Origin of the sequence: Stenotrophomonas sp. PS02300, assembly GCF_029959395.1 — a bacterium.
GTDB lineage: Bacteria > Pseudomonadota > Gammaproteobacteria > Xanthomonadales > Xanthomonadaceae > Stenotrophomonas > Stenotrophomonas maltophilia_AD.
Genome location: NZ_JASCOP010000008.1, coordinates 32522 through 51812 on the forward strand (window position 1 = coordinate 32522; position 19291 = coordinate 51812).

Annotated in this window: 18 protein-coding genes; 14 read left to right on the top strand and 4 right to left on the bottom strand. The window is 65.8% G+C overall.

The window, feature by feature from the left end:
* Positions 1-36 precede the first annotated feature (36 nt).
* Positions 37-1038: a glycoside hydrolase family 43 protein gene (locus QMX79_RS03385; RefSeq protein ID WP_282244384.1), complete on the bottom strand. Its 1002-nt coding sequence runs from the start codon at positions 1036-1038 to the stop codon at positions 37-39.
* A gap of 109 nt (positions 1039-1147) precedes the next feature.
* Here QMX79_RS03385 and QMX79_RS03390 point away from each other — a divergent pair, with 109 nt between their 5' ends.
* The 11 genes from QMX79_RS03390 to QMX79_RS03440 all read left to right on the top strand — a co-directional run bounded on the left by QMX79_RS03390 (position 1148) and on the right by QMX79_RS03440 (position 14314).
* The gene (locus QMX79_RS03390) at positions 1148-2077 is read left to right on the top strand and encodes a 2-dehydro-3-deoxygalactonokinase (RefSeq protein ID WP_282244385.1); all 930 of its coding nucleotides are present in this window, start codon (positions 1148-1150) and stop codon (positions 2075-2077) included.
* Between the two features lie 94 nt (positions 2078-2171).
* Positions 2172-3317: an aldose epimerase family protein gene (locus QMX79_RS03395; RefSeq protein WP_282244387.1), complete on the top strand. Its 1146-nt coding sequence runs from the start codon at positions 2172-2174 to the stop codon at positions 3315-3317.
* 113 nt (positions 3318-3430) lie between these two features.
* The gene (locus tag QMX79_RS03400; protein WP_282244389.1) at positions 3431-4579 is read left to right on the top strand and encodes a cellulase family glycosylhydrolase; all 1149 of its coding nucleotides are present in this window, start codon (positions 3431-3433) and stop codon (positions 4577-4579) included.
* A 73-nt stretch (positions 4580-4652) separates the two neighbouring features.
* Positions 4653-7388, top strand: a complete 2736-nt coding sequence (locus QMX79_RS03405) for a TonB-dependent receptor (RefSeq protein ID WP_282244391.1) — start codon at positions 4653-4655, stop codon at positions 7386-7388.
* Between the two features lie 102 nt (positions 7389-7490).
* Entirely contained in the window at positions 7491-8207 is a 717-nt protein-coding gene (locus QMX79_RS03410; RefSeq protein WP_282244393.1) for a FadR/GntR family transcriptional regulator, read from the top strand.
* Positions 8208-8217: 10 nt separating this feature from the next.
* Positions 8218-8853, top strand: coding sequence for a 2-dehydro-3-deoxy-6-phosphogalactonate aldolase (locus tag QMX79_RS03415; protein ID WP_282244395.1), 636 nt, complete (start codon positions 8218-8220; stop codon positions 8851-8853).
* A complete protein-coding gene (dgoD, locus tag QMX79_RS03420; RefSeq protein WP_282244397.1) occupies positions 8850-9998 on the top strand; it encodes a galactonate dehydratase in 1149 nt (382 codons plus the stop codon). The genes QMX79_RS03415 and dgoD overlap by 4 nt, the downstream gene beginning before the upstream one ends.
* An 8-nt stretch (positions 9999-10006) precedes the next feature.
* Positions 10007-10768 carry an SDR family oxidoreductase gene (locus QMX79_RS03425; protein ID WP_282244399.1) on the top strand — a complete coding sequence of 254 codons (762 nt, stop codon included), beginning with the start codon at positions 10007-10009 and terminating at the stop codon, positions 10766-10768.
* Complete coding sequence (locus tag QMX79_RS03430) at positions 10765-11706, top strand: SMP-30/gluconolactonase/LRE family protein (RefSeq protein WP_282244401.1); 942 nt, start codon at positions 10765-10767, stop codon at positions 11704-11706. The genes QMX79_RS03425 and QMX79_RS03430 overlap by 4 nt, the downstream gene beginning before the upstream one ends.
* Positions 11703-13262: a sodium/sugar symporter gene (locus QMX79_RS03435; protein WP_282244403.1), complete on the top strand. Its 1560-nt coding sequence runs from the start codon at positions 11703-11705 to the stop codon at positions 13260-13262. Before QMX79_RS03430 ends, QMX79_RS03435 begins: the two co-directional genes overlap by 4 nt.
* A 5-nt stretch (positions 13263-13267) precedes the next feature.
* A complete protein-coding gene (locus QMX79_RS03440) occupies positions 13268-14314 on the top strand; it encodes a sialidase family protein (RefSeq protein ID WP_282244405.1) in 1047 nt (348 codons plus the stop codon).
* 8 nt (positions 14315-14322) lie between these two features.
* Here QMX79_RS03440 and QMX79_RS03445 read toward each other — a convergent pair whose 3' ends face one another.
* A complete protein-coding gene (locus QMX79_RS03445; RefSeq protein ID WP_282244407.1) occupies positions 14323-16074 on the bottom strand; it encodes a CocE/NonD family hydrolase in 1752 nt (583 codons plus the stop codon).
* Positions 16075-16129: 55 nt separating this feature from the next.
* On the opposite strand from QMX79_RS03445, the gene QMX79_RS03450 reads away from it, so the two are divergent.
* The 3 genes from QMX79_RS03450 (at position 16130) to QMX79_RS03460 (ending at position 17779) form a co-directional block, all read left to right on the top strand.
* On the top strand, positions 16130-16759 hold the full coding sequence (locus tag QMX79_RS03450) for a hypothetical protein (RefSeq protein WP_282244409.1): 630 nt from the start codon (positions 16130-16132) through the stop codon (positions 16757-16759).
* 154 nt (positions 16760-16913) lie between these two features.
* Positions 16914-17360 carry a hypothetical protein gene (locus QMX79_RS03455; RefSeq protein ID WP_282244411.1) on the top strand — a complete coding sequence of 149 codons (447 nt, stop codon included), beginning with the start codon at positions 16914-16916 and terminating at the stop codon, positions 17358-17360.
* 89 nt (positions 17361-17449) lie between these two features.
* Entirely contained in the window at positions 17450-17779 is a 330-nt protein-coding gene (locus QMX79_RS03460) for a YegP family protein (protein ID WP_282244413.1), read from the top strand.
* A 6-nt stretch (positions 17780-17785) separates the two neighbouring features.
* Here the strand turns inward: QMX79_RS03460 and QMX79_RS03465 are convergent, their stop codons facing one another.
* Complete coding sequence (locus tag QMX79_RS03465; RefSeq protein ID WP_282244415.1) at positions 17786-18712, bottom strand: alpha/beta hydrolase-fold protein; 927 nt, start codon at positions 18710-18712, stop codon at positions 17786-17788.
* Between the two features lie 83 nt (positions 18713-18795).
* Positions 18796-19248 (bottom strand): DUF4275 family protein, encoded by a 453-nt coding sequence (locus QMX79_RS03470; RefSeq protein WP_282244417.1) that lies wholly within the window; start codon positions 19246-19248, stop codon positions 18796-18798.
* Positions 19249-19291: the final 43 nt, after the last annotated feature.

The window sequence follows — 19291 nt, forward strand, 5'->3', positions numbered from 1 at the left end:
GAATGACGGCCTCACCGCGCAGGATGGTGCGGTCTATCAGTGGGGGCTTGTGCGACCCACCGGCAGATCCAGCACAGGCCTGCCCTGCCCGTCCCAATGCACCGGCTGCACGCGCGGCGAGCGCTTCGCGGTGCAGCCCATGTCGGGGCCCGGGTTGGCGTGGTAGATGATCCACGGCGTGCCGTCGCTCATATGGAAGAAACCGTTGTGGCCGGGTGCGTATACGTTGCCTGCCGGATTCTTGGCCAGGATGGGTTGCTTGGCCTTGGTCCACGCCTTTGCATCAAGCGGGTTGGCACCTGCCTTGGCGTGCAGCAGGCCGATCGCGTAGCCGTCGGACCAGCAGGCGCTGCCTGAGTAGGTCAGGAACAGATCGCCCTTGGGGCCCTGCAGGAATTCCGGGCCTTCGAGGATCTGGCGGCCGCCCTGGCGCTCCCACGCTTGATCGGGACGCGCGATGATGGTTTCGTCGCCGGTGAGCGTCCACGGGTTGGACATCGCGACGATGGACAGCACGCTGTCCGGGCCGACGTACGGCGAGTAGACGAAGTAGCGCTTGCCGTGGGTGGCGAACGTGGTGCCATCGATGCCGGGGTGCGCGGTGGCCAGGCGGCCGCGGTCACGCCATTCGCCCTCGGTGGGATCGGCGCTGCTGTTCTCCAGCACGAACACGCTGCGATGCGCGTCTTCCTGCCCTTCGGCTGCGGCGCTGGCGGCGGCGGTGTAGTAGATGTACCACTTGCCATCGATGCGATGCAGTTCCGGCGCCCAGATCGACTTGGCATTCGGTCCGGTTGCCGGTGGACGCCACACGGTGACTTCCTTGGCCTCGGCGAGTTTCGACAGATCGGTGGTGGCGCGGATCGCCAGCCGGTCGCCGTGCGTACCCATGTAGTAGAAGACCTGCCCTTCCTGGGTGACCCAAGGATCCGGGCCCGAATCCAGCAGCGGATTGTCCTTTGCCGGATCGAGCGCGGAGGCGCCTGCCGATGCCTGCAGGAGCGCCGCAACCACCAGCGCACGAAGCGTGCCGTTCACCATGTTCCCCTCCCGTGGGATGCCGCGCTGGCAGGCTTGCCAGTGCCGCGCAACCAAACCATATAATCAGACAATAGGCAACCGCACCCCCTCCATCCAAGGACCCGCCATGCAGCAGCAGGACACCGACAGCATCATTGGCATCAACTGGGGCAGCTCCAATCTGCGCGCGTATCTGATTGGTGCCGATGGGCAGATCCTCGATGCGTACGAGGCGCCGGCCGGCGTTGCAACGCTTGATCGGGACGGCATGGCCGCCGCCGCCGATGCGATCCGTGCGCGCTGGCCGCACGCAGGCCAAGCTTACGCCGCCGGCATGATCGGCTCCAACGTGGGCTGGGTCGATGCCGGGTACGTGGAATGTCCGGCGGGCGCGGCCACGGTCGCGCAGAGCCTGGTGCGTACGCAGATCGGCGGGCTGTCACTCAGCATCGTGCCGGGCATGGCCTGCGTGCGCCCGATCGATGGCGCGCCGGACGTGATGCGCGGCGAAGAGACCGAACTGCTGGGCCTGCTGCGCGGCGGCAACGTGGACCCCGATGCCATCGTGGCGCTGCCCGGGACGCACACGAAATGGATCCAGCTCAGCGATGGCCGTGTGGAGAGTTTCATGACCTCCATGTCGGGCGAACTGTTTGACCGGCTGGCCAGTGGTGGCCTGCTGGCGTCGGTGCTTGAAGGCCCGGGCGAGCCAGGGCCGGCCTTCGCCGAAGGCGTGCGCGCTGCGGCAAACGGAACGCTTGGTCTGGGTGCCCTGCTGTTCGGCGTACGCGCCCGGATGATCCGTGGCGCCCTACCCCGTGACCAGACCAGTTCGTACCTGCGCGGCCTGCTGGCCGGCGCGGAAATCGCCGATGCGCTGGCGCTGTTCCCGGCGCTGGGAAGCGCGTCGGTGCCGCTGGTGGGCTCGGGTCCGGTGACCCGCCTCTACCAGGCGGCGCTGGCAGAACTGGGCATCGCAGCGCACACCGTTGCGTCTGCCGAGGCGGTTGTACGCGGGTTTTCCGCCATCCACGCCATCGCCAACACCCCGCGCTGAGGCACTGGCCCAAAACGCTTGCTGCGTCGCAACGTGCCTATTGTCTGATTATATGTTTTTGTACGCTCCACGACATCGAGAGGGGTCTTGGGCAATGCGTGCTGGCAAGGGGAAGACTGCAGGATTGATCGGCGCATTGGCGCTGTCCGTGGTGGGGGCCGCAGGCGCCCAGGAACGCACCGTGGTGGGCAAGACCGCCGACGGCACGCAGGTGGAATCGATCCTGCTGCACGATGGCAGCGGCATGCAGGCGCGGGTGCTCACGCTGGGTGCGGCGCTGCATTCGCTCGAAGTGCCTGACCGCGACGGCAAGTTCGCCGATGTGCTGCTGGGTGACGGCAACCTGCAGGCCACGCTGGACAACCCGCAGTACTTCGGCACCATCGTGGGGCGCTTCGCCAACCGCATCGCCAAGGGCCGCTTCACCCTGGATGGCAAGACCTACCAGGTGCCGGTCAACAACGGCGTCAACAGCCTGCACGGCGGCACCCGCGGCTTCGACAAGGTGGTCTGGAAGATCGTGGAAGCCACGCCCGACCACGCCACGCTGCAGCACGTGAGCCCGGATGGCGAGATGGGCTTCCCGGGCACGCTGACCGTTACCGCCACTTATGCACTGAAGGGCAATGGCCGACTTGAGATCGACTACCGCGCCACCACCGATGCGCCCACCATCGTCAACCTGAGCAACCACGCGTACTGGAACCTTTCCGGTGAAGGCTCCGGCTCGGCGATGGAGCATGAGCTGACCATTCCGGCCAGCGCGTATACGCCGGTGGACAAGACGTTGATTCCAACCGGCGTCCTGCAGCCGGTGGAAGGCACCGTGTTCGATTTCCGCAAGGCCAAGCCGATCGGCCGCGACCTGCGCCGGGGCGATGAGCCGCAGCTGTTGATCGGCCAGGGCTACGACCACAACTGGGTGATCAGCAAGGCACCGGTGCGTGACCTGCGCGAAGTGGCACGCGTGCACGATCCGCGCTCCGGCCGGGTGATGACCCTGCTTTCCACCCAGCCGGGCCTGCAGTTCTATTCGGGCAACTTCCTGGATGGCAGCACGGTGGGCAAGAGTGGTCGCGTGTACCGCCAGGGCGATGCCATCGCGCTGGAACCGCAGCTGTTCCCGGATACGCCCAACCAGCCGGCGTTCGGCTCGGCGCGGCTGGCACCGGGTGAGACCTATCTGAACCGGATCGTCTACGACTTCTCTACGGACCGCGACGCAACACCGCGCCGCTGATCCCGCGCACCGCGCACCCGCCGGTCACCGCACCGGCACCGCTACCACCACGTAATGCCCGCCTCCCGGTTCACGCCAGGACGGGCAGCTCATGACCCAAGGAGATGCATCCCATGCGAAAGTGGCTTTCCCCCTTGCTGGCGACGTTGCTCGCCGTGGCGCCGATGGCGCATGCGAACGATGGTGCGCGCTGGACACCGGCCGAAGCCGACGCATGGTATGCGAAGCAGGAATGGCTGGTCGGCGCCAACTACACCACCTCCAACGCGATCAACCAGCTGGAGATGTTCCAGGCCGACACCTTCGACCCGGAAGCGATCGACCGCGAGCTGGGCTGGGCGCACGAACAGTTCGGCATGAACACCATGCGCGTGTACCTGCACGACCTGCTGTGGCAGCAGGACCCGCAGGGCTTCATCAAGCGCGTGGATACCTTCCTGAGCATTGCTGAAAAGCATGGCATCCGCCCGATGCTGGTGTTGTTCGACAGCTGCTGGGACCCGGACCCGAAGCTGGGCCCGCAGCACCGCCCCATTCCCGGCGTGCACAACTCCGGCTGGGTGCAGAGCCCGAGCCGCCACATGCTGGTGGACCCGGCCAACGACAAGCACTTCCGCGAGTACGTGGAAGGCGTGGTGGGCGCATTCGCCAACGACAAGCGCGTGCTGGCCTGGGACCTGTGGAACGAGCCGGACAACCCCGGTGGCGGCAACTACATGGACAAGCAGCTGAAGGGCGAGCAGGAACGCATTGCCGAACTGCTGCCGCAGATCTTCGATTGGGCCCGCGCGAAGAAGCCGACCCAGCCGCTCACCAGCGGCGTGTGGATCGGCGATGACTGGTCGCCGGGTGCCGCCTCGCTCACCTCGATCCAGCGCACCCAGCTGGAGCGCTCGGACGTGATCACCTTCCACAACTACGAGCAGCCCGAAGCCTTCGTTTCGCGCGTGGCGCAGTTGAAGAAGTATGGACGCCCGCTGATCTGCACCGAGTGGCTGGCACGTGGCGCCGGTTCCAACGTGGACACCATCCTGCCGATCGCCCGCCGCGAGAACATCGGCATGATCAACTGGGGCTTCGTTGACGGTGCGATCCAGACACGCTTCCCGTGGGACAGCTGGCAGCGCCCGTACACGATGGAGCCGCCGACCGTGTGGTTCCACGACCTGCTCAAGGCCGATGGCACCCCCTACCGGGCCCGCGAGGCGGAGCTGTTCCGCAAGCTCGCCAAGACCCCGCGCAAGTCCGTTCCCGCTTTCTGACACCCATCCGCCCGCCATCGCCTGATGGCGGGCCACCTACCGCGCTCGCTTTCCGGAATCCGGAGATACCGCCATGAACCGTCGTTCTTCCCGCACCCTGCTTTCCCTGGCCATCCTGTCCGCCCTAGCCCTGCCCGCACTGGTGCAGGCGCAGGATGCCGGTGCGGCCACCCCCGACCCGGCGGCGCAGCCGACCGCCGTTGACCTGGACACGGTTACCGTAACCGCCCTGCGCCAGAGCCTGCAGACCGCACAGACGATCAAGCAGGAAGCGGCGATGGTGGTGGATTCTGTCGTGGCCGAGGATATCGGCAAGCTGCCCGACAACAGCGTGGCCGATGCGCTGCAGCGCGTCACCGGCGTGCAGATCGCCCAGGGCAACCAGGGCGAAACCACCGGGGTGGTGATCCGCGGCCTGCCCAACGTGATCAGCACGCTCAACGGCCGCGAGATCTTCAGCAGCTCCGGCCGTGGCTATGCGTTCCAGAACCTGCCGGCCACCGCGATCAAGAGCTTGAACGTGTACAAGAGCAGCGAGGCCAGCCTGCCGCTGGGCGGCATCGCCGGCCTGGTGGACATCCAGCTGCGCCGCCCGCTGGATTTCGAAGGCGCCGAGATTGCCGGCACCGTAACCGGCACGCACAGCAAGTACACCGGCGATATCGATCCCAACGCCAGCCTGCTGCTGAGCAACCGCTGGGATACCGACGCCGGCGAGATCGGCGCGATGGTCAACTTCGGCTACATCGGCAAGCGCTACGCCTACGATGCGGTGTGGGGCGATTTCCCGAAGGTGCTGGAAAACCCGGACGGTACGCCGATGCGCACCGACGACGGCAACCTGATTGCCGCGCCGAACGGCTGGGGCACCAACTACAACCACGGCGACCGCAAGCGCAGCTCGTTCAACTACGCGCTGCAGTGGAAGCCGACCGAAAACACCGAGGTCTACGTCGAAGGCCTGTACGACTATGTCCGCGACGACTACGACCAGGCCTTCCTCTTCAGCTTCCCGGTCGGAGTGGTTCCGCCCACGGGGCTGCAGGTAGGCAACAACTGCTACGCCAACCAGCTGGAGGGCCCGCTGGCCGGGCAGACCATCTGCGACGCCAGCAGCGGCTCGTGGACCGGTGACACCTATGCCGCCAGCAGCACCCAAGCGCACAAGCAGCGCGGCCAGGACATCCAGAACGCGCTGGGCTTCAAGTGGAACGGCGACCAGCTGCACCTCTCCACCGAGGTCACACGCACCTCCGGCTACTATCGGGATGAGAACTTCATCATCGATACCTTCATGAACGGGCCGATCACCACCGTGTGGGATGGCACTGCCGGCAAGCACCAGAACTGGTACCTGGCCGGCAACCCGGCCATGGATCCGTCGCGCTTCTACCTCAACGGCCTGTTCCAGACCTGGGGCGAATCGCGCGGTGAAGAGAACAGCTGGCGCGGCGATGGCAAGTTCGATTTCCTCGATGGCCCCATCGCGTTCCTGCAGTTCGGGCTGCGCTACGCCGACCGCAATGCCAGCGCCAAGGGCAGCGTGGAAATCAGCACCCCGCCCCCGGGCGGCGCCGGCACCGGCAACATCACCGCCAACCCGAACCCGGACAACCAGGTGGTGGGCCTGTTCCCGGCCAACAGCTTCTTCTGCAGCAAGCGCGGCAACTCGGCGCTGAGCCAGTCCTTCCTCACCCCGTGCTACGACTACCTGATCGACAACGCCGACGCGCTGCGCAACTTCTACGGCCTGCCCGACGGGCTGGCGGCGGAAAACCCGGGCCGCTTCTTCGACATCCAGGAGCGCAAGTCGGCCGGTTACCTGCAGGCCAAGTACGATTTCGATGTGTTCGGCCTGCGCGTGGACGGCCTGGTGGGCGTGCGCGCGGAGAAGATCAAGCGTGAGCTCAACGCCTTCTCCTTCGATGCCAGCACCGGCGTGTACAGCGCCATCACCCGCAACACGCAGGACACCAACACCCTGCCCAATGCGAGCATGAACCTGCACTTCAACGACGAATGGCAGCTGCGCCTGCTGGCCGCCAAGACGTTGAGCTACCCGGACTTCGGCGCGTTGAACCCGTCGATCTCGCTCAACCCGGGCACGGTGAACCGGGCCGGCGTGGCCAGCAGCGGCAACCCGGACCTGAGCCCGATCGAGTCGACCAACTACGACCTGTCCCTGGAGTGGTACTTCTCGCCGGTGGGCTACGCCAGCGCCGGTGTGTTCTACCGCGATATCGACGGCTACATCCAGAACTACATCACCAACGTGGTCATCGCCGGGGAAGACTACGAGCTGTCCTCGCCGCAGAGCGCCGGCAGCGGCCACCTGCAGGGCGTGGAGCTGGCCTACCAGCAGACCTTCGATTTCCTGCCCGGTGCGTGGGGCGGCCTGGGTGCGCAGTTGAACTACACCTACATCGACGGTGACACGAAATCGCCGGAGTTCATCGGCGGCCCCATCATTTCGCGCCCGCTGCAGAACGTGTCCAAGAACAACTACAACGCGGTGCTGTTCTACGAGAACTTCGGCCTGTCCGCGCGCCTGGCCTACGGCTACCGCAGCCGCTACATCGACTTCTTCACCCAACCCACCGTGGCCGGTACCGAAGACCAGGTGGAACCGGCCAGCTCGCTGGACTTCTCCATCAGCTACGACGTGACCCCGCGCGCCACCGTGGTGTTCTCGGCCACCAACCTGCTGGGCAACAACCTGCACCAGTTCTGGGGCAGTGGCGATACCCGCCCGCGTGACATCCGTTACCAGGACAAGACCGTGGGCATGGGCTTCCGGTTCAAGCTCTGATGATGACCTCCCCCATGTCAATGCACGCCCCCTTTATGCCACCCTTTTGTCGGATAATAGGAGTGACCGCAGTCTGCGGAGCACCAAGCCAAAGGGGCGCCTGTGAAACGGATCGAGGTACGCAACCTTCACGACCAAGTCACCCGGGAGATCGGGCAGCGCATCATCAGCGGCACGATCAAGCCGGGCGAGTACCTGCCCAAGGAAGAGCTGTTGGCGCAGACCTTGTCGGTAAGCCGCTCCGCGCTTCGCGAGGGGCTGAAGGTACTCGGCTCCAAGGGGCTGATCGAAACCAAGCAGAAAACCGGTTCGCGGGTGCGCGAGCCGCGGTTCTGGAAGCAGCTGGACAGCGACATCCTGGCGTGGCGCTGCGCGCTGATGCCCACCCAGGACTTCGTGGACAAGCTGGTGGAAATGCGCGAAGTGATCGAACCTGCGGCGGCCGCCTCGGCCGCGCAGCGGCGTTCGCCCGCGCAGCTGGCCAGGATCAAGGCGGCGTACCAGGCGATGGCCGATGCGCCCGACCAGGACGCGTGGGCCAAGGCGGATCTGTCCTTCCACGAGAGCGTGCTGGAAGCCACCAACAACGAGCTGCTGGGGTCGCTGTTCTCGGTGATCGACGCCGCGCTGGGCACCTTCTTCCTGCTCTCGGCGCAGACCGCCAAGGACTTCAAGTACTCCCTCCCACGGCACTTCGACGTGTACGACGCGATCCGGCTGAAGCAGCCGGACGCGGCGCGCGCGGCCATGCTGGACATGATTGCCGATTCCCGGGCCAACCTGAAGGGAATCCGCGCCCCACGCAAACCCCCTCGCTGAAGGAATTCCCATGAGCACCGCCTGGATGCAACCCCTCCCATTGGTTGCCATCCTGCGCGGGCTCACCCCGCAGGAGGCACCCGCCATCGGTGCCGCATTGGCCGATGCCGGTTTCCATATCCTGGAAGTGCCGCTGAACTCTCCGCAGCCTCTGGAGAGCATCGAGCTTCTGGCCAGACAGCTGGGCGACCGCTGCCTGATCGGCGCGGGCACCGTGCTCACCACCGCCCAGGTGGATGAGGTGGCCAACGCAGGCGGCCGCATCATCGTGATGCCGCACGCCGATGTCGAGGTCATCGCCGCCGCGCACGCCAAGGGCATGCGCTGCACCCCCGGCGTGGCCACGCCCACCGAGGCGTTCGCCGCGCTGCGCGCCGGTGCCGATGCACTGAAGCTCTTCCCCGCCGAGCAGCTGCCGCCACCAGTCCTGAAAGCCTGGTCCAGCGTGCTGCCCGCAGGCACCGCGCTGCTGCCCGTGGGCGGCATTACTCCCGAACGCATGGCGGCCTACCGCCACGCAGGCGCGGCCGGGTTCGGCATCGGTTCGGCCCTGTACGCCCCCAAGACCCCGCCAGCAGAAGTGGCGCGCCGCGCGCGGGCGTTCATCGACGCCTGGAACAGCACCAACACGGACCCCTACGCATGAAAATCACCGCCATCACCACCTACCTGGTGCCCCCGCGCTGGCTGTTTGTCCGGATCGAAACCGATGCCGGCATCATCGGCTGGGGCGAGCCCATCGTGGAGGGCCGCGCGCATACCGTGGCCGCTGCGGTGGAAGAGCTTTCCGATTACCTGATCGGCAAGGATCCCCGGCACATTGAAGATCACTGGAACGTGCTGTATCGCGGCGGTTTCTACCGTGGCGGCCCGATCCTGATGAGCGCGCTGGCCGGTATCGACCAGGCCCTGTGGGACATCCACGGCAAGGCGCTCGGCGTTCCCGTGCATGCCCTGCTGGGCGGCCCGGTGCGTGACCGCATCCGCGTCTATTCGTGGATCGGCGGTGACCGCCCGGCCGATACCGCACGCGCAGCCAGCGAAGCGGTGGCACGTGGCTTCACTGCGGTGAAGATGAATGGCACCGAAGAGATGCAGATCGTGGACACCCACGACAAGGTCACGCGGGTGCTGGAAAACGTACAGGCCGTGCGCGATGCGGTGGGCCCGGATATCGGCTTGGCCGTGGATTTCCACGGCCGCGTGCACAAGCCGATGGCGAAGGTGTTGATGCGTGAGCTCACCCCGTTCGGGTTGATGTTCATTGAAGAACCGGTGTTGTCCGAACACCTTGAAGCGATTCCGGAACTGGCGGCCCTCTCCCCCGCCCCGATCGCGCTGGGTGAACGCCTGTATTCCCGGTTCGATTTCAAGCGGGTACTGCAGACAGGCGGCGTGGACATCCTGCAGCCCGATCCTTCGCATTCCGGTGGCATCACCGAAACCCGCAAGATCGCGGCCATGGCCGAGGCCTACGACGTAGCCATCGCCCTGCACTGCCCGCTGGGCCCGATTGCCCTGGCTGCCAACCTGCAGCTGGATGCGGTCTGCTACAACGCCTTCATCCAGGAGCAGAGCCTGGGCATCCACTACAACGCCAGCAACGACCTGCTGGATTACCTGGTCGACCGCTCGCCGTTCGATTACAAGGAAGGCTTCGTCAAGATTCCTGATGGTCCCGGCCTGGGCATCGAAATCAACCAAGCCTATGTGGACGAACGTGCCGCCGAGGGCCACCGCTGGCGCAACCCCATCTGGCGCCATGCCGATGGCAGCGTGGCCGAGTGGTGAGCCCGGTGATGCCCATGACCCGTTACCCCAGTTTGAACGGCCGCGCGGTGCTGATCACCGGCGGTGCCACCGGCATCGGCGCCGCCTTCGTAGAGCACTTCGCCCGGCAGGGCGCGAAGGTGGTGTTCCTGGATATCGACGACGGGGGTGCGCAGGCATTGCTGGGCAGCCTGCACGACGTTGAACCGGCGCCGCGCTATCTGCGCTGCGACATCACGGATATCGCCGCGTTCCAGGCCACCATCGTTGCAGCACGCGAACTGGTCGGGCCGTTCTCGGTGCTGGTCAACAACGCGGCCAACGATGCGCGCCATGCGCTTGCCGATACCGGCGTGGCCGATTTCGAGCGCAGCGTGGCGGTCAACCTGCGCCACCAGTACTTCGCGATCCAGGCTGTAGCGCCGGACATGAAGGCGCTGGGTGGCGGCTCGATCATCTGCCTGGGGTCGACCGGCTGGATGATCAAGAACAGCGGCTACCCGCTGTATGCCATGGCCAAATCCGCAGTGCATGGGCTGGTCAACGGGCTGGCCCGCGAACTGGGGCACGACCGCATCCGCATCAACGCACTGGTGCCTGGCTGGGTGATCACCGAGAAGCAGCAGCGGCTGTGGCTGGATGCCGAGGGCGAAGCGCAGCTGCGCCGCTCGCAGTGCCTGCCCGGCTACCTGCGCGCGGACGACCTTGCCCGCGCTGCCCTGTTCCTGGCCGCCGACGACAGCCGCATGTGCACCGGCCAGGACTTCATCGTGGACGGGGGCTGGGTGTGACCGGCCCGGTGCGGGTTGCGGTACCGGCGGGCAACACACTGGGCGAAGGCGTGCTGTGGTGCGACCGCGAGCAGGTGGTGTACTGGACCGACATCCAGCAATCGCAGCTGTGGCGCTACCGCCCGCAGGATGGGGCCATTGCGCGCTGGCCGATGCCGGAGCGGTTGGCCGCGATGGCGCTGTGCGAAGCGGACGGCTGGCTGCTGCTCGCTCTGGCTTCCCGGCTGGCATTCTTCCATCCCGAGCACAACGAATTCCGCGACCTGCAAGGGCTGCATGGGTTGGCACCGCTCGATACGCGCGCCAATGATGGTGCGTGTGACCGCCAGGGCCGATTTGTGTTCGGCTTGCTGCATGAGCCTGCTGAAGGCCCGAAGCAGGCAGTAGCGCCCTTCCTTCGCCTCAACGCCGACCTCTCTCTGGAAGTCCTGCCGCTACCCACCGTGGCCATTTCCAACAGCATTGCCTTCAGCCCCTCTGGCGACACGATGTACTTCTGTGACTCGGTGCAGAAGCAGATCCTGCGCTGCGATTACGGCGACACGCTCGGGCCCGCGCAGTTGTTCGTTGACCTGCAGGCCGAACCCGGCGAGCCCGACGGCAGCGCGGTCGACGCTGACGGCGGCCTCTGGAACGCCCGCTGGGGCGATGCGCGGGTAGTGCGTTACCTGCCGGACGGCACAGAGGACCGCGCGATTGCCACGCCGGTCAGCCAGCCCACCCGCCCTGCCTTCGGCGGCCCCGCCCACCGCACGCTGTTCATCACCAGCGCGCATGACGGCATGGATACCGCGGCCCGTGCCCAAGACCCGCTTGCAGGCCACCTGCTTTCCCTCGATGACGCCGGTATCGCCGGCTTTCCCGAAGCCCGGTTCGCCGGCGACCCCAACAGCTTGCCGCCCCGCGCACCGCGTGGGACTTCCGCGGAGATTCCATGAGCCTTTCCACCCTTGATATCAGCATCGTGCTGGCCTACCTGGCAGGCATCTTCATCCTTGCGCAGTGGGTGTCGCGCGAGAAGGCCGGCCAGCAGAAATCGGCGCAGGATTACTTCCTGGCCAGCCGCAGCCTGCCGTGGTGGGCCATCGGCGCATCCCTGATCGCGGCCAACATCTCGGCCGAACAGATCATCGGCATGTCGGGCTCGGGCTACGCCATCGGCCTGGCCATCGCCTCGTATGAGTGGATGGCGGCGATCACCCTGTTGATCGTGGGCAAGTGGTTCCTGCCGATCTTCCTGCGCAACGGCATCACCACCATGCCGCAGTTCCTGCAGGAGCGGTACGGCAACCGCATCCGCACGGTGATGGCCGTGTTCTGGCTGGGGCTGTACGTGTTCGTCAACCTCACCTCGATCCTGTGGCTGGGCTCGATTGCCATTGCCGGTGTCGCCGGCCTCAACCAGGACGTGGCGCTGGTGCTGCTGGGCGCGTTCGCGCTGGCCTACCAGCTGTATGGCGGGCTGAAGGCGGTGGCGCTGACCGATATCGTGCAGGTGTGCCTGCTGGTACTCGGCGGCCTGCTGGTCACCGTGATCACCCTGAGCAAAATCGGCGACGGCAGCGTCAGCGATGGCTTCATGCAGCTCTGGCAGCAGCATCCGGAGCGGTTCGAGATGATCCTGAGCAAGGACAACCCGTTCTACAAGGACCTGCCGGGCCTGTCGGTGCTGCTGGGCGGCATGTGGATCGCCAACCTCAGCTACTGGGGCTTCAACCAGTACATCATCCAGCGCGCACTGGCCGCCAAGAACCTGCGCGAAGCGCAGAAGGGCGTGGTGTTCGCGGCGTTCCTGAAGCTGCTGATCCCCGCCATCGTGGTGCTGCCCGGCATTGCCGCGGTGATGCTGGCACCGGGGCTGGAGCGGCCCGATGCGGCCTACCCGACCATGCTGGCGCTGCTGCCCAGCGGCATCCTGGGCCTGGTGTTCGCGGCATTGGTGGCGGCCATCGTGGCGTCGCTGGCCTCGAAGATCAATTCGGTGGCCACCATCTTCACCCTGGACTTCTACGCCAAGCGCGCCCCCGATGCGTCGCAGGCCAAGCTGGTGCGGGTGGGCCGGATCGCGGCTTCGGTGGCCATCATCGTGGCGGTGCTCACCGCCCGCCCGCTGCTGGGTGGCTTCGACCAGGGCTTCCAGTACATCCAGGAATTCACCGGCTTCTTCACCCCGGGCATCGTGGTGATCTTCCTGCTGGGCCTGTTCTGGAAGCGCTCCAACGAAGCGGGCGCCCTGGCGGCTGCAGTGGGGTCGTTCGTGCTCTCGCTGGCCTTCAAGGTGTTGTGGCCAACGCTGCCGTTCATGGACCGCATGGGCGTGGTGTTCCTGGCGACGCTGGCGCTGGCGGTGGGCATTTCGCTGGCCACCCGCGCTACCGGTGACCGTGACCGCATCCGTACCGACGATGTGGTTTATGCCACTGCCCCGTCGTTCAACGCCGCCTCGCTGGCCGTGCTGGCGATCCTGGTAGCCCTGTACGCAACCTACTGGTGATGGCCATGCTGCTGACCCTTCCCCTGCGCGCAACGACACTGGCCTTTCTGGTCGCCGCTGCGGTTCCCGCCTTCGCCACCGAGGTCACGTGGACCGGCACCGCGACCGTGGATGCCGAGAAGGCCGGCTGGGGCCGCCTGGCACGCCTGCCGGACGGCCGCTGGCTGGCGGTGACCACGCGCTACCCGGGCGGCGAGACCACGACCCTGCAGCTGTCTGTCAGCAGCGACAACGCCCGCACCTGGAAGCCGCTGTCGCGCGTGGCAGAGCCCAAGCGCAAGCTCGACAACGGCGAACTGTTCGTGCTGCCCGATGGCCGCGTGCTGCTTGCGATGCGCTCGCTGATTGATGGGGTCTCGTACCGGTTGAACGTGTATGCCAGTGATGACCAGGGCGCCAGCTGGAGCTTCCTGAGCACCATCACCCGTAACGAAAACCCCGCCGGCCGCAAGGACCGTGGCGTATGGGAACCGGTGTTCACGCGGCTCGATGACGGCACCCTGTCGTTGGTCTACGCCGATGAAACCCGGGCTGACGAGACCCCCTCGTTCAACCAGGTGGTATCGCAACAGCTGTCCAACGACGGCGGCAGGACCTGGAGCCCGGCAGTGACGATCGCCAGCCAGCCCGGCGGCGGCAAGCTGCGCCCGGGCATGCCGGTGATGACGCGGCGCCCGGATGGCGGGTTCCTGATGGTGCTGGAGACCTGCGGGGATGACCCGCAGTGCCCCGTGTCCTACAAGACTTCGGCGGACGGCCGCAGCTGGCCAGCGGGACTGGGCACGCCGATGGCGGATCAGCGCTGTGGGCCCCACGTCATGAGCACCACCGGTGGCACGATGTTCGTGACGTCCTGCTTCAATGAAGTCAGTGCAAGCGAGGACGGCGGTAACACCTGGACAACGGTCAAGCCACCCGCCTGGCCGCTGGGCTTCCGCCATTCCTGGCCGGCCGTGGTGCAGTTCGGGCCGCAGGAGATCGGCGTGGTGAACGTGGTCGATGGCAGCGTGCAGATCCGGTTCGGAACCTATGCGCCGGCCGTTCGCCGCTGAGCTCGTGCTCATGCCGGCAGGAGAGGAATGAGAAGCTCCGATGAGGCGAAGATGTCGCTGATGCAGTTCAACCCGATGCCGTCATGGCGGAACTGCGCGATTGCCGGCTTCCGCTTGTCCTGGTCGTCGTTGGTCAGGAACAGTCGGACCCTGTGACCGGCGTTGAAGCGATACGCATTGGGGACGATCGGGATGCGATACGTAATCTTCTCGCCCACAGGCACGGCCTGGAAATTGCGGCACGGCAACCAAGGTGCACCGGTTCGTGACGCTGCCTCGTCGACCTCGCGCAATCCTGCGCGCAGGTAGCCTTGGGTGACGTCGGTCGCCTTCCCTGCCGGATCAATGTCCTGCAGGCACACGATCCACGCCAGGTCAGGCGCACTGCACACGGCATCCAGCTTGAGCTCGATATCGCCTGCCATGGCCAGGTCCTGCGCCAGCGGCGGGGTGTCCCATACCAGCGTGTCGGGCGGGTCGGTTTCGCTTGGGCGTGCCCGGTTCATGCCGGTGCCCAGCACCATCATGCGCCGCGAGCCCTCACCGCCCTCACCGCCCTGCCCGCCCAGCACGCCATCGCCGCCCAGCGCATAGGCGTGGTGCACGGCCTGGGGTGGCGGCCAGGTCTCGGACCCGTGCCAGGTGGCATCGCCCTCCACGATGTACCGCACCCGCGGCCCTTCCAGAATCCCGGTGTCGTGGCCCTTCAGCCAGTGGTCGAACCAGGCCAATGCCTCGATGTGCAGGCTTTCCCACGGCCAGGACAGGCCGTACTCGCCCAGCATGCCCACCTGCACGTGCCGGCTGTTTTTCAACCTGTCCAGCGCCCAGAACGTGTGGGGGAGATGCAGCGACACATTGCGCCAGTCGCAACCGAGGTAGGTGGGAATGGTCACCCTGTCCAGCAGCGGCAGGATGTCCCGGTCATCCCACCAGGCATCCTTGAAGGGGTGCTCGACGAGCGCCGAGCGCCAGAGGTCGTCCCATGGGTACGACGGGTGCGGAAGGTTGAGCAGCACCTTGAGCCCGGCAATCATCGCCTCGCCATTGAAGTGCTCGAAGCGCTTGTGCACCAACGGGATATGCAGTGCCTTGCTGGCGGCCTGCACCAGTTTGGAGCGGAAGACCTTGTCGCCCTTGCTGGAAGTCATCCCGATCATGGCCAGGAACGGGGTGAGGAAGCCGGTGGACCCCAGGCCGTTGTGGGTGCATGACCGGTAGAAATCGTAGGTGCCGGCGATGGGCATGATGGCCTTCAGGTGCGGGGGCTGCTCGACGGCAGCGGCCAGCTGCGAGCCGGCAAAGTAGCTGATGCCCAGCATGCCGACGTTACCGTCCGACCACGGCTGCGCGGCGGCCCATTCCACCAGGTCGTACAGATCGCGGCGCTCCTGGCTGTCGGAGAACGTGTAGACCCCGCCCGAGCCCCCGGTGCCGCGCAGGTTGGCAATGACGTGCACATAGCCGCGGGGCACGAAGAAGTCCGACTGCCCTGCTTCGATGAAGCCAAGCGGCGCGCCGCTGTTCTGCACCTGCCGGGCATAGGGCGAAGCGGCGATGAGCACGGGGTAGCGGCCCGGAGTGCTGGGCCGGTACACATCGACCATGAGTTCGGTGCCGTCGCGCGTGGGGGCTGGAACGTCGTCATCGCGCACCATGTCGTGCGTGGGCGCCGACAGGTTGCGGTACTGGCGACCGGTGGTCTGCGGTCCATTGAGTTGGCGTTGGCCGGGTTCGATTCCTGAAGCGGGCGTGTTCATGGAGCGATGCCGTTGGGTAGGTCGGGCCAGTTTGATCCGGAGGACAAGGCGCGTCTTGACGCAGATCAAGCCGGTGCGCGGCCGGGGGCCTCCCTTGGCCGATCTGCTATCGTCCTGCCCCAGTCAGGAAACAACAGGGAGCAACATCTTCATGGATAGAACCAAACAAGCACTTCTTGCCCTCGTGCTGGCCACCGCTGCAGGACCCGCCGCTGCCTCCGACTTTCGCGGTTTCTTCTCCATGTTCATGGCCACCCCATTCCTGATCTTCACAGGCTTGGTGTCGGGCTTCATTCTGCTGCGCCGCCATACCGCGCCCAGGAACCCCATGGCGCGCTATGCGCCATTCCTGCTACTGGTACCCGCGTGGGCACAGCTGGCATTCCTCTGTGTGTTCCTGCAGCAGTTCGTCTGGCTGGGCATTCCAGTGGTGACACTGCTCTTCGTGCTGGCATCACGCCGGGTCTGGCGGGAGCCGCGTGGCGGGCTGGCGGTATGGATTCCGCGTGTGCTGCTGTTGCTGAGCATGGTTGTCGCCGGCCTCATGGCGTGGGACATGAGCATTGTGGTGGGCTACCGCGGCAGCGACTACGCGCTGGGCATGATCCTGCTGCTGGTCGCGATGTGGGGCGTCTGCGTGGGGCTGTGCCTGTCTGCTGCGCGACGAAGGACGATTCGCGCATGAGTCAGGTCGAATCCATGTTGGCACCCACGGAAGGGCGTGGAAAACCGTAGATTTACTGGGCGCCGCTCCGCATTGCCACGCATGCGCCGGGCGCCTGCCGGATGGAGAATCTGCTCAACTGGCGCCAAAGCCATTCCACCCATGGAGCTTTGCGATGAGCATCACTCTTCACCGTATGGCGTTCCTGCTCGCCCTGGCTGGCCTCCCGCTGCTCCTGCCCTTCACCACCAATGCCCAGGCGCCCACCGGCGCTCAAGCATCGACAGCTGTACCCGGGACCGAGCGCCCGCGGGGTTCCAACAAGTGGCGGATCGTGTTCGACGAGCGCGCCAAGTCGGACGGCACCATCAGCTTCCGGATCTGGCCCAAGGATGGCCAACCGCTGCAGATCGATGTGCCCGTGGTCGACGGCCAGTCCGAAAACCACATTGCCTCCTCAGCACGTGATGCACTGAAGGTGGGGCTCGGCAAAGGCTTCCATGTCGAGGTCGACGACGGTGAGGATGTGCTGGTGAAGGCCCGGCGCGGCACGGGCGATTTCGGATTGCAGTTGATCGGCAACACGGCTCGTGACGTGGATATCAAGCTGCGCCGCGAATAAGGCCGCCGGATGTCGGATTCAGGATAGACACCCTACCCAGCTTCCACCACATTTCCCCCGCCAGTCCCGGCGCGACATGTGGAGGTCCCATGGCTGCGAAATTCCTGTTGACCCGTTCCGGCCCCCAGTTCCTGTTCGTTCTCAAGGCAGGCAATGGCGAGCCCATCCTGCACAGCGAGCGCTACACCACCAAACAGAGCGCGCAGAACGGCATCGAGTCCGTCAAGAAAAACGCACCCTTCGACGCCCGCTACGAGCGCAAGGACGCCAGTAATGGCGAGCCGATGTTCAACCTGAAGGCCGGCAACGGCGAGGTCATCGGCACCAGCGAGCGCTACTCCTCGACGTCCGCGCGGGACGGCGGCATCGAGTCGGTGAAGACCAATGGCCCGATCGCCACGGTGGACGATCAGACCTGACGGTGGTCAGCCGCCCTTGTCTTTCCCGAGCAGGTACTTGAGCCCGTGGGTCAATCCGCGCGGGGCCACGCTCAGGTGGTCCTCGTCGTTGAGCACGTCCAGCTTCAGGCGAAGCGATGGATAGTTGTGCGCGCGCAGCGCGGCCTGCATGTTCTTCGCATCGGCCACCATGTCCGCGTCGTTGCCGAAGGCCGGCGATTCACGCTCGCCGACATACATGTACACCGATGCCTTCAGATCGTTGTGCCCGGCGCCGTAATCCTTCTCGAACCGCGACATCACATTGCGGTCGTACCAGAACGACGGGCTGCCCACGATGTAACCGGAAAACATGTCCGGATCGGTGAAGAGGATCTGGCTGCCCAGCAACGCGCCGTAGGAATGGCCCAGCAACAGGCGCCGGCTTTCGTCCGTGCGGTAGCGGCCGGCGACGAACGGCAGCACTTGGTCGCGCATATAGGCGATGTAGGGTGCAGCGCCGCCGTGCACGGCGTCTTTTGGTGCGCTACTGGGGCCGTTGGGTGTCGGGGTGTAGTCACGCCGGCGGCTGGTCATGCCATCGTCACCCACCGAATAGGACAGGCCCACCAGGATGAACTCTTCCAGCTTGGGGCCTTCCACATTCAGGCGCCGGCCGATCTGCCGCGCCAACGGAAATGCGTAGTCGGCGTCGGTCACGTAAAGAACCGGGTATCTGCGGTCGGGGCTTTCGTCGTAAGACGGCGGCAGCGCAACGAATACCTGGTACATCCGCCCGGACACAGGGTCCGGTACATTCCACACCTCGCTACCGACTACCTCGTAGGGTGCGCCCTCGCCCCGTTGGCCGCCCAGGGCAGACGCCTTGCGCGGTGCCTGTTCGGTCGGCGGCGCCGTGTCAGTGACCGCATTGGAGACCGCCGCGCTGGGCGTCTCGACACAACTGGTCATCATCAGTGCAAGCAGTACAACCGCAACCTGTTTGTTCAACGCTACCGCTCCATGGTGGTTCCGACACAGGAGCATACAAGATGCCGCTATTCACACCACCCCTTGGCACGCGCCTCTGCCCGCTCCTGCACCTTCCGCAGCTTTGCCTGGTTCTCCGCATCCAGCCTCGCGAAATCGCGGTGGCGGGCGAAGTAAGGCCCCAGCCAACCGGCCTCATGGGTGAATGCCATGGTCCAGGCAAAGTTGGGTGGGAACACATAACAGTCGGACCACTCCGGCGTGTCCGGACGAACGTCGGTGAGGAACGCGGCATTGCGGTCGTTGGACAACACGACGAACTCCACGCCGGTCTGCAACCGGTACTCCGCCTCGGCCGGGTCGCCGCCGATACTGGCGGAGCGCCCGGCGCTGAAGACGTGCCACATGAAGGCCTTGGTGTTCAGCCCCAACCGGTCACGACCGAACACCGAAAGCCATTCGCTGGCCAGCTTCCTGGCCTCTTCTTCGGTATACCGGCGAATGATCTGCGTGGCGCTCACGCGGACGAGTGTATTGAATGGCCCTTGGCCCACACAACCAGGG